The 15,182-nt window shown below is 40.8% G+C and carries 6 protein-coding genes; 2 read left to right on the top strand and 4 right to left on the bottom strand.

The annotated features are described in order from the left end of the window. Positions 1-169 precede the first annotated feature (169 nt). Positions 170-586 carry a hypothetical protein gene (locus SAGCYANO_RS24975; RefSeq protein ID WP_202222559.1) on the top strand — a complete coding sequence of 139 codons (417 nt, stop codon included), beginning with the start codon at positions 170-172 and terminating at the stop codon, positions 584-586. Positions 587-855: 269 nt separating this feature from the next. On the opposite strand, the gene SAGCYANO_RS24970 is transcribed toward SAGCYANO_RS24975, so the two are convergent. The 4 genes from SAGCYANO_RS24970 to SAGCYANO_RS24955 form a co-directional block, all read right to left on the bottom strand. Next, positions 856-2,112, bottom strand: coding sequence for an RNA-guided endonuclease TnpB family protein (locus SAGCYANO_RS24970; RefSeq protein ID WP_202222558.1), 1,257 nt, complete (start codon positions 2,110-2,112; stop codon positions 856-858). 416 nt (positions 2,113-2,528) lie between these two features. Then, positions 2,529-3,353 (bottom strand): YwiC-like family protein, encoded by an 825-nt coding sequence (locus SAGCYANO_RS24965; protein ID WP_202222557.1) that lies wholly within the window; start codon positions 3,351-3,353, stop codon positions 2,529-2,531. Between the two features lie 556 nt (positions 3,354-3,909). After that, on the bottom strand, positions 3,910-5,949 hold the full coding sequence (locus SAGCYANO_RS24960; protein ID WP_237396658.1) for a calcium-binding protein: 2,040 nt from the start codon (positions 5,947-5,949) through the stop codon (positions 3,910-3,912). A 1,090-nt stretch (positions 5,950-7,039) separates the two neighbouring features. Continuing rightward, entirely contained in the window at positions 7,040-13,957 is a 6,918-nt protein-coding gene (locus tag SAGCYANO_RS24955) for a tandem-95 repeat protein (RefSeq protein WP_202222556.1), read from the bottom strand. Between SAGCYANO_RS24955 and SAGCYANO_RS24950 the strand changes: the two genes are divergently transcribed. Next, positions 13,950-14,639 carry a hypothetical protein gene (locus SAGCYANO_RS24950; protein ID WP_202222555.1) on the top strand — a complete coding sequence of 230 codons (690 nt, stop codon included), beginning with the start codon at positions 13,950-13,952 and terminating at the stop codon, positions 14,637-14,639. The genes SAGCYANO_RS24955 and SAGCYANO_RS24950 overlap by 8 nt on opposite strands. The last annotated feature ends 543 nt before the right edge of the window (positions 14,640-15,182 follow it).

The raw sequence follows: 15,182 nt of genomic DNA, 5'->3' as shown, positions 1-15,182 counted from the left end.
ATTTGACTGCTCCTACTGGCAAGATAGTCCAGTGACAACTAATAAAGGTGAAGCAGCATGAATTATCCTATTCCTTTGCAAAATCAGTAATTAGAATCCCGTGTACTTAAGTTGCGGGAGAAGTCAAAACAGCCAATATCTCTCACATTATGGATGGAGCTAGTTCAACATGGGTAATACCATTGGCATAATGTTTGGGTTTTTAGGTGGAACAATTTTCGCCAGTGAGGGGGGATACAAAGTTTTACAACACCCTAACCCAAACCGAGAATATCAAAGACTTTCGGAAGCTAAATGGTTTTTGGCCTTAAGGTGGTGCGAACAATTTGCAACTCCTGCTGGCATCCTTAACTACCAAGGTCAACTTTCTTTTTATAATCAAGCAGCATTAAGAGTTGGAGAACACAATTTTTTACCTCTAGACCACAGACAAGAAATTTTTAATAAATGTTTATCTTTGCCAGCAGGTACAACAGCAAATTATTCAATTTTTACCGCAGATGGCAGATCCTTTAGAAATTTAGAAGTGATAGGAATGGATATCGACCCCAGATATGGTAGAGTTGCTATTGTCCGTTCACTTTAAGCTGTTACTCAGTTTATTGAGCAGGGGAGTAGGGGAGTGGGGGAGAATTCAATAATTTAGAATTTAGAATTACCTCTCCTTGAAAAGAAGAGCATTGACGAACAGGAAAATTTTTATTTTTTATCCCCTTAAAAGGGGAGGTTTTAAACCACAATATTTCGGTAAACATCAGAATAATTAACGCGCTCCCAGAGTGCTAATTAGTGACATCCTCCCGACGCCGACCTGACGGTACGGCGCGGGCTTCCAAACCTCACAGTTTGGCATTCCTAGTTTTTCTCCCTACGAGGTTTCGCCTCTGACCTAGACTGAGTTGCCTCCGTCCCCGGCAGACCGACTGCATAGGCGTTTTCTATTCCCCAGAGTCCCTGGGTACTCAATTTTTCTAGACCACGCAATCTGATTACTTCTGATGCTGCATGATCTCTGTCTGTCTCGTATCCACATTCACTACATCTATGTCTCCGTTCCGAGAGTTCTTTCTTTCCCGTATGTGTTCCACATTTAGGACAAGTTTGAGATGTTCCATCAGGATTGACACGAGAAAAATAAATTTGATGTTTCTTGGCTACCCATTCCAGCACGTTCAGGAACTGTCCGAAAGCTGCATCCAGAGTGTGCTTTCTCAAAATACCTCTGGACATGGCTTTCAAGTTCAAATCCTCAACAAACACCATCCCAATACCCTCTTTGCTACAAAGATGGTTAGCTAGTTTGAACTGCCAATCTTTCCGCACATTTGCAATGTGATTGTGAAATCTGGCTACCTGCAACCTTACTTTCTCCTGATTTTTAGAACCCTTTTTCGTTCTGCCATACTTGCGTTGCAGTAATTCCAACTCGCGATACAAGGATGTCAAAAATCGGGGTCTGGCAATAAACTCTCTATCTGAGGTTGTCAAAAACTTCTCCAAACCCAAATCTATACCTATCGCTTCTCCGTGAGGTTGAGCTTCTGGTCTCGATACCTCAGACTGGAGCGTGAGTACTACGAACCACCTATCTGCCTTCCTTAATACCCTTGCTTGCTTGACTACAAAACCTTCTGGAATTGGTCGGTGCAAGTTAATGGGTATAATTCCAATCTTGGGGAGAGAAATCTGCCAACCTGTAATGGGGTTAGTTTTAAATTGAGGAAACAGCATCGACTTCATTTGGCCAAACTTCTTGAAGCGAGGAAAGCCATAACCTCTTTGCTGGAAATAATTCCAACCATCGTGCAATCTACGAATTGTAGTTTGCAGAACTTGAGAGGGAACTTCTCTGAGTTCTGGGAATGCTTTTTTGGCCAGGGGCAGTGCGTTTTGCTGGTTGTAGTAGGTTGGAAAAGACTTGTTAGCTGGGATGATGTATTCTTTTGATAGGGAACAATAGTTCAAACTACACTTACGGGCATTCACCCAATCCTTGATTTCCCGCAAGGCATAGTTGTACACTTTGCGAGATATTTCCAACCAATGGAGCATAGTTTGCTCTTGGATGGGGTCGGGGTGAAGTCGATAGCGATAGTTGATGGTTAGAGTCATACAAAAATTCTAACACAGAATGATTACTCTATAGCTCTATATCTATACTGTTGGGTGATTTTTCCGGGATTGACCGGAAAAAATCTGCTTGAGGGGTCCATGTATCCCGACGCTCATCTTTCAGATAGAGCGCGGGACTTATAGCCCCTCAAACTCCCCATCAGTTAAAAAGGTTATTCTGTTTGTGTTAATTACTTAATAATTGAAGTGCTACCTAAGTAGCATCATTAATGCATGGTAATTTGTATAATTAATAGGACTTACGCATCTGCAACGTATTTCCGTCCAAAGCAACCCACAGGGTTTGCGGAGCAGTCCGGAACGGAAAGCAATCTCAAATCCTAGTTTTTCTTGCCTCGTGCGTAAGTCCTGATAAACTTTCTCAAACAAAATTCCGTAGAAAATTTACTTTGATTTTAAACACTGGGCAAATGAGCAGGAAGAACACTTATGGCAGCAATAGCAATGTAAAGCAGGGCAAAACGAGTTTCAAATATTGCCACAAAGTGAAATTTTGTTGTGCGATACCAATCTAATTGAAAGGCGATCGCTACTAACTTGACTAAGGCCACAGTATAGGATAAAGCTGTGGCTATATTTAAGCAGTTGAAGCAATAAAGACTCAGTATAATTAGGACTGCAGTCCCATGATATATTATTCCAGGTACAGGAGAACTGGTTTTCTTTTTTCGCAACTTGAGTGTAAATATAGCACTGCTGAAAAATAAAGTATTCAAGATCCACATTGCCATAGCAGCTAAAGAAATGTGGCCTGTAGTAGCTATATATGCTAAAGGTGCTGATAGACAGATAGCTGTAAATCCAATTAATTCATTTAGTATAGACTTTTGTTTTTGCTTTAGCACTGCAATACTATCCGCAACTAAAGCTGCTATTGCCATCCCATAGATCCATAGCAAACATGGAGATTGAAAATATAGCCATGTAGCGATCGCCATTGCAATACCTCCATATAACCCACCCCAGATAAGAAAGCGGGGTTTCCAGCTACTTCGCTGTTTTATTTGCACCACTAACGGATGTTCTGCTTGCAAGGCGAAAAAAGCACAGATCAAAGCTAAAGTTGTTGAATTTGTCCATTCTTGAGCTAAAGCTGCTCCTGTGATAAAAGAGCCACCTAATACTAGCAAAACTCCTTGCTCTGGAGAAAACGTCGGTCTATACCAAACTTGTTGGTTGGAACTATTTTTATTAGAGGTAGTTGTTGATAACTCAACCATGATTAAACTCCTTAAAGTAATTGTGGCTCTCTTTAGATCGGGACTTACGCAAAAAGTGGAATTATATACCATTTGTAGGGGTTAACGGGCCGTTAACCCCTACTAAATATGGTGGTTATGCGTAAGTCCTGTAGATATTGGGTTTATCCTACGGATAAGCTGCCCTAACGCTACCGCTCTACCCAACCTACAGAGCTAATTTTACCAATAAATTATTGATAATAATTATTAATAATTTCACAAATAATCCCCTATTTTTAAGTATTGATTGATACAGAAGTATCAAATAGTTAATGAATTAAGAGATTTACAGATAGAAATATAAACTCCTAAATCCTTAAAATAAGAGGGTAATAGACGAAATAGGTAATTTTACTTCATAGATATTTTGATTGATTTTGGACATTGGCGTTGGATTAACAAATATCAGATAATATTTAATTAATTTGAGAATTAGATGCAATTATTTTGGCAGAACCCAAAAAGCGATCGCCCCCTAAAATCACAGGAGCGATCGCTTAATCAATTAGATGTGGAAAAAGAGTGCTAATACTAATTAAACAATAACAAAATCAGTATTAGTTAGACTAGCAACATCGGTAAAGCCAACCAAAGTTGCCAAAGTCTCTGTCGAGCCAGATATATTAGTCTCTATGATAGTATTACCACTGTTGCTGGGGTCAAGTCCTATTAGCAAGTTATCGAAAACCAGACCATCTAATAAAAAGTTATCTGTACCATCTACATAATCTAGAATCTGATCGTTGCCATCTCCCGAACGCAATAGGAAACTGTCAGCGTCGTCGCCACCAGTTAGGGTATCAGCACCTAAGCCACCATCAAGAGTGTCAGCACCAGCACCACCCAGGAGACTGTCAGCACCAGCACCACCCAGGAGACTGTCTTGGCCGCCACCACCATTGAGGGTGTCTTGACCGCCACCACCATTGAGGGTGTCTAGGCCGCCACCACCCAGGAGACTGTCTTGGCCGCCACCACCATTGAGGATATCTAGATCGTTACCACCATTGAGGGTATCTGGACCGTTACCACCATTGAGGAGATCTCGACCCCCACCACCATTGAGGATGTCTTGACCGTCACCACCATTGAGAGTGTCTTGACCACCATTACCATTAAGACTATCTCGACCCCTACCACCATTGAGGATGTCTTGACCGTTACCACCATTAAGAGTATCTCGACCACCACTACCGAACAGTTGGTCGTCGCCTCCTTCACCATTTATTAGATCATCTCCTCCTAAACCGTCGATAATGTTATTGTCAACACTACCATCAAGAGTGTTATCGTCTGCATTACCGGTAAAATCAGCAGTAGGTGTAGGTGTAGGTGTGGGTGTAGGTGTAGGAGTAGGTGTGGGTGTAGGGGGAGGAGTCGGAATGGGACCAGACTCGAAAGCACCAATATCAATCCCACCACCAACAACACGATCAAAACCACTGCCACGTTGGTCAGTAGTCAAATTAGAAGGGTTGCTGCCAGCATCAATAGCAGCACTGCCAGTTTGTAAAGCATGGGTTTGAGTTAGACCGCCGTTATCAGCAAGGGGGTCTATACCAGCATTAGCACTAATCTCTGTAGCGTTGAAACTACCAGTTGCATTTCCTGTACTAATTAAGTTGTTGCCTCCACTTTGGATGGAGTTGCTGGTAGCTCTTAATTCGTCAACATCATTAGCACCTGTATTACTAAAGTTACCAGAAATAATCGTAGAAGTAACAGTTGTAGTAGTTTTATTGGGAGTGCTAGATATAGCGAAACTTGCCAAACCACCGCCAGTGCCACCATTATTTTGAGTCGGAGTTAGTGCTGTGTTGTTAGTAATGGTACTGTTAGAAATTGTAGCGCTGGAAAAATGCCTTAAATTGGGGTTATAGGCAGTGACGTAAGCACCACCTCCTTGACCATTTGCTGTATTACCGCTAATGGTACTTTGATTAATGCTTGTAGTACCAAAGATAGCAATACCACCACCATCGCCAGTACCAGTAGCAAGTGCTGCGTTGTTGTTGATGGTAGAATCAGTAATGGTTGTATCACCAAATGCCATGATACCACCACCGTTGTAGTTAGCTTCATTATTGCTAATAGTGGTATCGATAATATTGGCGGTACCTAGATCGTTGTTATAGAAACCTCCACCATCACCAGATGCCGTGTTGCCTGTGATTACAGCGTTACTGATAGTGAGATTTTCATTGTTGAATATACCACCACCATCAACACCGTTACGAACATTGCTGTTAGATGCCAATCCACCTGTGATGTTTACTCCATCAATGGTAACTGTAGCTTGATTATTAACGTTGTTATCGTTAACAGTAAATACACGGGAGTTACCTCCTGCGTTTATAGTGACTCGGTTGGTTTCATCCCCATCAATAGTCAGGTTTTTATCGATTATCAGTGCGCCATTAGTGAGATTGATGGTATCTCCGGCAATAGTATCAGCAAAGGTAATAGTATCGCCTGCATTAGCAAAGGTAATAGCTTCTCGCAGAGAGTTACCCGCACCTTGATTAAGACCACCATCGTTTTCATCAAGGAGGGTGTTAACAGTAATTGTTGCCATAGTTCATTAAGCGTTGATTATTTAGTATTAGTTGTGTTCGCTATTTGTTTAAGCATTGCTAGTTGCTTCTCTTCCGGAAAAAGTCAGATTAATTGAGATTAATTAATTTGGCATGAAATTCAAGTGGATTATGGCAATAATATCGATAAATATCTTCATAATCTCAATTGAATATTTGCTCAGTAAATCATCATTTAATCTACTGAGAAAATATGTCTATTGCCATTTTATTTAATCGTTATTTTCTAGAATTTTGCAGCAATTTATGGTAATTTGTAACAAATTTTTCATGTTATTACAAATTACTAAATGCTTATTCAATTGATATTACAGCCATTTGTAAAAATGACTTTGAACTATCATTTAACTTCTTCTATATCTCAGCCTGAAAACAGGAAAAAATATTATTATTTATGCTGTAATTTTGCTTAGTTGGACGGCTATAATTGCCCCTGAGACCGTCGCCAATAAATCTTTCAGCAACTTCAACTAGAAAACTCTGCTAGTTTTCACTTAGATGCTGTTAAATGATATAGCAGAAGGAATAAGTAATATCATGTCCGGATAATTAGTTATAAAAAAACTTTCTCCTTCAACTCCAGTTCTTCTTCTTTCTTCCCTCCCTCCTGGGAGGGGTTAGGGTGGGTTGGGAGGGGAGGGGCGAGGGGTGGGTTGACTCCTGAGGACTCCGTAGTTATTTATTTATCACTGTTCAACCGGACATGATATAAGAAGGAAGAAGCAAAAATATTGCTTTGTCTGAGTTTTAAGCTGCTCGATCTGTCTGCGTCCTTTCCTTCGACTGCTATACTCAAATTTAATTCAAAATTCTAATTTTTTTTCCTGCCACTTGATCACAAGTAGGTAGGAATTCAATCTAAACAAGGGTGCAACTAACCTGATTTTATTTATGCACTTAATCCCGATCTTTGATGCTTCTCCATCTTACTCAATCTTTCATCAAAGTGTCAAGGGTAAAGGATTATTTTTTTGAAGAAAAACTATAAAAAATAGGTTGCTGAGTTCTCAACAACCTATCTAGTAAGGGATACAAAATTATTAGTGACTGATACTTAACAGCAATTGGATATTAGATAATAGTAAAATCATCATTTATATCCAGAGCAACAACCCCACTAACATCTAATTCTGCCAGAATTTGTGAATCATCACCAACGGTATTATCACCATTAGCATCATAAATGAGATAAGTTTTGCCTTCAACTTCATAAGCAAATAAACCAGGGTCTCCAGCTATTAACACATTTCCAGAAATATCTGTAGTTTGTACATTGGTGGCAATATTGTCTACAGCAGGAATAACAGTGCTAGAAAATGCAATAGTATCCCCACCGACGTCACCTACACCTAAGCCCTCAAAACCAGTGATGCGGTCGTACAAACCAGCACTAATGGCAGTACCTATAGAAGCAGCATCCGCAGCATTAAACTCCGGACCACCATCATCAGCACTTGTATAAACAAAAGTGTTATTGCCATTATCATCAGAGAGTGTATCCGCTCCCAGACCACCACTCAAAGTATCATCATCATCACCCCCATCTATGGAGTCGTTTCCGTCACCACCAACTAAACTGTCGTTTTCATCATTTCCTGCCAGAGTATCATTTCCTCCTAAACCTTCCAGAATATCGTCGCCTCCACTACCATCAAAATTATCATCAAATTCACCACCAACTAGGGAGTCAGCAGCATCACTAGCATCTAGAATATTTACCGTAGCAGTAGCAGTAGCTTCGTCTATACCATCGGTAATGGTGTATTGAAAGAGGTCGATACCAGTGCCAAATATTGCTGTGTATTGAACTTGAGTACCCAAGTTGTTTAAGATACCCAAAATAGTTCCATCATCATTGCTAAGGGTTGTAATTGAGAGGGGTTCGGGGCCATCAATATCACTGTCATTTGCCAACAAATCAATTGTCAGCACGTTCCCCAAATTGGTAAATACTGGCCCGTCATCAATGGCAATGGGTGGGTCATTTACTGGGGTGACATCAATATTAATAACTTGAGTTGCCGAACTATTTTCGTCGTTGCCATCATCAACGGTGTAACTGAAAGTACCAGCAGCTCCGTTAGCATTAGCAACAGGAACAAATGTTAATGATGTTAGTTGGTTTGTGGTTAATTGTTGGAGAGCAGTTACTGAATTATTATTTGGCAATAATACTTCCCCAATTTCTGGGTCAGGAATACTGTCAACAGTAATAGTTAACGCATCGCCGTCGGGGTCTGTGGGCGCTGGAATGTCTAAGGTCGCAGTAGTATCTTCATCCAAGGTGACAGTTTTATCATCTTCTACTTCTGGAGGTCGGTTAGCTTCGACGATATTAATATTTAACAACCCACTGGTAGTACCTCCGTCTTGGTCTGTAACCAGGAAGTTGAAACTGTCAGTCCCAATACCAGCAGTAGTTGTTGCATAACTAATTTCTCCATTATCGAGATTTTCCTGAGTGAAGGTGCTTCCTACTGCTAAAGTTTCTCCTCCCTGTTGTAGTTCTCCTAAAGTCGGCACTTCAGTCAGGGTATATTCTAAGGAAGCAGGAGTGGCAGTTTCTACATCGGGGTCAATAAATTGGAGATTTTCTGTAGGAATGACCTTGGTTTGACCAATAAATGCACTTAAGTCAGTAGTGGTACCCACAGGTGGATCGTTGACCCGAATATTAAAGGTATCTGTCACTCTACCGCCATCAGCATCAGTAACTCGGAAAGTAAAGGAGTCATCATTTGTATTAGTAGCTGTGTGTTGGTAGATAACTAAACCACTATTGATATCTTCTTGAGTGAAAGTTTTAGTGGAGTTATCCTCAAGTTGTAATATTCCTGCTGTTGCTTCGGTGGTGACTGTGTAAGTAAAGGTATTTGTACCATTATCTCCATCTGTTGTCCGCAATAAATTTTTACCTATGCTTCCTGTATTTCCAAGGTTGATAACCAGTTCTCTGTTTCTCGTAACTTCTGGGATGTCGTTGACCAAGATATTAGCAGTACCGACACCTTCACTAAAAGCATTTGTACCACCGATGGTTGAGATATCTGTCAACTGAGTAGTATTACTGCTGCCGTCTGTGGTATCCCAACCACGGAATTCAATGGTGGCATTGCCAAAAAAGTCGGTATTAGGTACAAAACGGAGGCGATCGCTTGTTGTAGCTGTAAGTAATGTGGTATTACTACTGCTCACGTCTACCCAGTTTGTCCCATCATCGACGGAATATTGCCATAGACCGTTACTATTATCTATTTGAGTAATAGCTACTCCGGTACTCGCTCCTCCATCAGCATCTGTAACTGCACCAGCGATAATATCTGCGATGGGAGTACCAGCATTATTTACTTGATTTTCATTGATAGTTGTCAGAGCTAAATTTCCTGGGTCTGTTAGTACTGGTGCATCGTTTAATGCTGTTACTTCCACAGATATAGTACCTGTTTGAGTAGCAGTATCATCGTTAGCTGTTTCTGTTGCTGTTGCTGTAACTGTTAAGTCAAAGTTAAAGGTTGTTCCGGTCTCTTGGTCTCCAGGAGGGGAGATAGTTAAATTGGTTAATTCCTCTGGTGTCAAAACCCAACTACCATCACCTTGGTCTGTTCCTGCTGAAAGTGTTGCTCCTGTTGGCACTCCAGCGATGGTAATAGATAGATTTTCTGAACCGCTATTATCGACTAAACTTGCAGTTATACCCAGAGGTAGTTCTTCTATATCTGTTCCTGATACAGTAGGTGTAGATATTTCCAGGTTAGGAGTATCAGCAACGGGAGTAACATTAATACTAACTGTTGCTGTATCTGTTAACCCTTCAGGATCTGCAATAGTATAGGTAAAACTCTCCTCTCCACTGAAATTTTCATCAGGGGTATAAATGAAACTGTTTTTTGTTTCTTCTAAAGTGCCATTTTTGATATTATCGGCAACAAACTCAGTAATTGTAATTTCCTCACCATCAAGTTCAGAGTCATTTGCCAATAATTCTGACTTATTAATAGTTATTGCCGTATCTTCGTTGGTCTCAAATACATCATCACCAGCAATGGGATCGCTATTGAGGGGAGTCACTTCTACCGCAATAACCGCAGACTCTGAAGCAGTATCCTCGTTTGCTGTTTCTGTTGATGTTGCAGTAACTGTTAACTCAAAGTTTAAGACTTCTGTTTGTTCTGCTGAAGAAGGTATCAAAGTTAAGTTTTCCAGTTCCTCAACAGTCAGTTGCCAAGTACCGTTACCTTGGTCTGTTCCTGCTGAGAGTGTTGCTCCTTCTGGAACTCCAGCAATGGTAATAGATAGAGTTTCCGAACCGCTAGTATCTACTAAACTAGCAGTAATATCTAGAGATATTGATTCATCTTGACTACCCGATACCGAAGATGTAGATATTTCCAGGTTAGGAGTATCCGCAACGGGAATAACATTAATACCAACTGTTGCTGTATCTGTTAACCCTTCACTATCTGCAATAGTATAGGTAAAACTCTCCTCTCCACTGAAATTTTCATTGGGTGTATAGATGAAACTATCTGCTGTTTCTTCTAAAGTACCATTTTTGATATTATCGACAGTAAATTCGGTAATTGTAATTTCGTCATTATTAGGGTCTGAGTCATTTGCTAATAACTTAGACTTATCAATGGTAATAACTGTATCTTCGTTAGTCTCAAATACATCATCAACAGCAATAGGAGGTCCATTGAGGGGAGTCACTTCTACAGCAATAACCCCAGACTCCGAAGCAGTATCGTCGTTAGCTGTTTCGGTTGCTGTTGCGGTAACTGTTAACTCAAAGTTTAAGACTTCTGTTTGTTCTGCGTCAGAAGGTATAAGAGTTAAGTTTTCTAGTTCCTCAACAGTCAGTTGCCAAGTACCGTTACCTTGGTCTGTTCCTGCTGAAAGTGTTGCTCCTTCTGGAACTCCAGCAATGGTAATAGATAGAGTTTCTGAACCGCTAGTATCTACTAAACTAGCAGTAATATCTAGAGATATTTCTTCATCTTGACTACCTGATACCGAAGATGTAGATATTTCCAGGTTAGGAGTATCGGCAACCGGAATAACATTAATACCAACTGTTGCTGTATCTGTTAACCCTTCAGGATCTGCAATAGTATAGGTAAAAGTCTCTTCTCCACTGAAATTTTCATCAGGGGTATAAATGAAACTGTTTTTTGTTTCTTCTAAAGTGCCATTTTTGATATTATCGGCAGCAAATTCAGTAATTGTAATTTCATCACCATTAGGGTCTGAGTCATTTGCCAACAACTTAGACTTATTAATAGTTATTGCCTTATCTTCATTGGTCTCAAATACATCATCAACCGCTTGTGGGTTATCATTACCAGGGTTAATATTAATATTGAGTAACCCACTGGTCGTACCCCCATCTTGGTCAGTCACAAAATAACTAAACGTATCTGTACCAGGTCCATCTCCTGTATGTTCGTAAGTAAGACTACCTTGGTTAATATTCTGTTGAGTGAAAGTATCTGCTACTCCCAGAGTCGCCTTTCCTAGTCGTAGTTTCCCACTGCTTGGTAATTCCGTAATTTCATAAATTAGAGTTTTTGCAACCGCCTCAGTATCAGGATCTTCTGCCAATAAATTTTGGTTAGTAATTTCTTCCTGGGTATCTTCATCGAGACTTAAATTTTTGCTCGTAATATTTGGCGGAACATTAACTCTGATTTCAAAAGTGTCTGTAGTTTCACCTCCTACCTGGTCTGAAACACTGAAACTAAAAGAATCATTTTTAGTATTGTTACTATCATGTTCATAAGTGAGTAACCCTTGGTCAATATCCTCCTGAGTAAAACTGGTAAAGGTTCCTCCATCAATTAGCAAATTACCACGAGTAGGCAACTCTGTAACTGTATAAATTAAGGAAGTTTTACTGTCATCGGTGGTTTCTAGAAGGGTATTATCTATTATTCCAGTCTCTTGTTTATTGACCACTAATTCGATATTCGTGTCCACCACTGGTAAATCATTAATACTGACATTAATTACAGCAGTATCAGTTTGAGCTTCCCCTAAACCTGTGTTCCCTTGGTCATTTACCGAGATGCTGATAGAATCAGTACCTGAGTCATTACCTGTATATGTCAGGGTGTTGAGAGATTGGTTAATATCTTCTAAATTTCCCGTAAATACTATTTCGGTATCTGCTTTACCATCACCTGTAGTAAAAGTCAGACCAGAAGTAGAATTAAGAGTCAGCTTACTGTTATTAGTAGTTTCTAGAGTAACTTCTAATTCTCCGTCTCCAGCATCGGGGTCTGTCACCTCAATACCAACAATATCTAATTGTTCCCCTTCATTAACCAATTGCTGGTCGTCAGGAATTGTAATTTCTGGTGGGTCGTTGACATTGAGCAAGCTGATAGTAAATGGTCTGGTTAAGTTTTCTCCAGCATTGTCAAATGTTCTGACTTGGATATCATAGGTTTCTTGTTCCTCAAAATCAAGAATTGCTCCTTCTGCAACAACTAACTGGTCTTCGTTGAGAGCAAACCGTCCATCAGCATCATCAACTAATCTATATTCATGGACATCATTTTCATCTGGGTCTTCTGTGGTAAATGTACCAATAACTGTACCTGCTTCACTATTTTCTTCCACACTGTCGTTATCTAACAGAATGTCAGTGGGAGGATCGTTGAGAGAAGGTGGTGTCACTTCACCCGGATCGGGGGGAACAGGTGGGTCAGTTACTGGTGGGTCTGTTGCTGGTGGGTCTGTTGCTGGTGGGTCTGTTGGTTCTGGTGGGTCTGTTGCTGGTGGGTCTGTTGGTTCTGGTGGGTCTGTTGCTGGTGGGTCTGTTGGTTCTGGTGGGTCTGTTGCTGGTGGGTCTGTTGGTTCTGGTGGGTCTGTTGCTGGTGGGTCTGTTGCTGGTGGGTCTGTTGCTGGTGGGTCTGTTGCTGGTGGGTCTGTTGCTGGTGGGTCTGTTGCTGGTGGGTCTGTTACTGGTGGTGCTGTGTTAACTGGTTGTGGGAAGAAGTTATTAGGGTTGAGAGTACTACTATCAACTCCAATTAAAATAGCTAAAGTATTACCGTTGGCATTCCGAATAACAGTATTACCACCCTCATCAGATATTTCTAAATCTTCAAACCTCAGACCTCCCTCCAAACTAAGAAGATCATCTGTAGTATTAAAGTCAGTAACAGTATATAAATTATCAGGTTCCCCAAAATCTAGAATAACAAAACTATCTTCACCCTCACCCCCAGTTAAAGTATCATCACCTCGACCACCTATCAATAGATCCTCACCCTGACCTCCATCAATAGAATCATTTCCTCGATCGCCCGAAAGGACATCATTTGCCTCCCCACCATCTAGAGTATCGTTTCCTTCATCGCCATTGAGAGTATCAACACCTGCACCTCCAGATAATACGTCATCATCTTGACCTCCAGATAATACGTCATCTCCCGTACCACCATCTAGAGTATCGTTACCTTGGTCTCCTGATAAAGAATCATTATCTTCATTTCCTGAAATACTATCATTACCTTCACCACCGCTAATAACATCTAATCCTGCGCCACCAGAGATAATATCGTTACCAACCTGGCCAAAAAGACTGTCGTTACCTCCATCTCCTGCTACCGTATCATCACCAATATCTCCAGAAACAAAGTCGTTTTCATCTCCTCCTGCTACATCATCGTTTTCCTTACCACCGTAAATAATATCTCTACCTTCTCCACCTCTGACTGTATCTGAGCCGCGATCGCCGAATAATGTATCATTCCCAGCATCACCGAGAACAGAGTCAGAGTCTCTTCCACCTCGTACACTATCATCTCCCAAACCACCGCTAACTGTATCATTGCCTCGGTTGCCGTTGATTTGGTCGTTGCCTTCTTGTCCGAGTAAAGAATCACTTTCTTCTTGGCCAAATACTATATCATTGCCACCTAGTGCAGAATATGTGTCGCTGAAGGGACTACCAAATACTAGATCGTCTCCCTCGGTGCCCACTGCTTCACCACCTGGAAGTAAAATTCCTCCTCCTGGTGCTGTAGGTACCGGAGGTGGCGTTGGTGCTATGGTTGGTGCTAGGGTTGGTGCTAGGGTTGGTGCTAGGGTTGGTGCTAGGGTTGGTGCTATGGTTGGTGCTAGGGTTGGTGCTATGGTTGGTGCTGGTGTTATTACTGGTGGATCTGTTGGTTCTACTATGTCTATTATTATAAAGTCGTTATTTGCATCGAAGAAACCTGCTCTACCATCTATTACAACTATCTCCCTACCTTCGGGAGTTGTTGGTATTGGTGTTGGTGGTGGTGTTGGCGCTGGTGTTGGCGCTGGTGTTGGTGCTGGTGTTGGTGCTGGTGTTGGTGCTGGTGTTGGTGCTGTTGTTGGTGCTGGTGTTGGTGCTGGTGTTGGTGCTGGTGTTGGCGCTGGTGTTGGTGGTGGTGTTGGCGCTGTTGTTGGTGGTGGGGTTGGCGCTGTTGTTGGTGCTGGTGTTGGTGCTGCTGTTGGTGGTGGGGTTGGTGCTGCTGTTGGTGGTGGGGTTGGCGCTGTTGTTGGTGCTGCTGTTGGTGCTGCTGTTGGTGGTGGGGTTGGGGATGCTGTCGGTACTGGTTGTAATGGTACAAACTCACCAAAATCATCAATGAAACCTCTGATAGGAAAGCCATTGATTATCCTTGTAATTATTTGAGCACCGAAATTTGACGATGGCATTTTTATACCTCTTAAATAATAGATAATTTACATTAACTAATATGAGACAAGCTCGATATTTTTTTGTCGTTTTAATTCTTGATTTTGTAGTAATATTGTTAACTTTAATAAACCATAATATTGTGTAATTTTACAGGTTATTAATTATTTCAAAACATAACTACTTTAATTGATAGAAACTATATTAATTAGAGACTTTTAAAATTCTAAAAAATCAACTATAACTAATTCCTTTTAACCATAAATTTGATAATTTTTTTGAAACTTTTTCATATTAACAATTTTTGTTTATTTTTGACAATCAGTGTTATATCATGTCCGGTAGAAAAGTTATAAATAAATGACAGAGGAGTCAGGAGTCAGGAGTCAGGAGTCAGGAGGGAACAAAGAAGAGAGGAAAAAGAGAAAGTTTTTTTTATCACTAATTATCCGGACATGATTATTCAGTATTAAAGATAAGAGAATGGCCATTTGCTGGCGCATACTTCGTAACGCCCTTACGCATTGTATAACCATCGAC

It is taken from the genome of Okeania sp. KiyG1 (assembly GCF_014132355.1).
Lineage (GTDB): Bacteria > Cyanobacteriota > Cyanobacteriia > Cyanobacteriales > Microcoleaceae > Okeania.
Note: the sequence above shows the minus strand (reverse complement) of the source record. Positions and strands in the feature narration are given on the sequence as shown.

Excerpts from the sequence above, each read along its gene's own strand:
- SAGCYANO_RS24975 (WP_202222559.1), top strand. The coding sequence starts at position 170 with ATGGGTAATACCATTGGCATAATGTTTGGGTTTTTAGGTGGAACAATT.
- SAGCYANO_RS24970 (WP_202222558.1), bottom strand. The coding sequence starts at position 2,112 with ATGACTCTAACCATCAACTATCGCTATCGACTTCACCCCGACCCCATC.
- SAGCYANO_RS24965 (WP_202222557.1), bottom strand. The coding sequence starts at position 3,353 with ATGGTTGAGTTATCAACAACTACCTCTAATAAAAATAGTTCCAACCAA.
- SAGCYANO_RS24960 (WP_237396658.1), bottom strand. The coding sequence starts at position 5,949 with ATGGCAACAATTACTGTTAACACCCTCCTTGATGAAAACGATGGTGGT.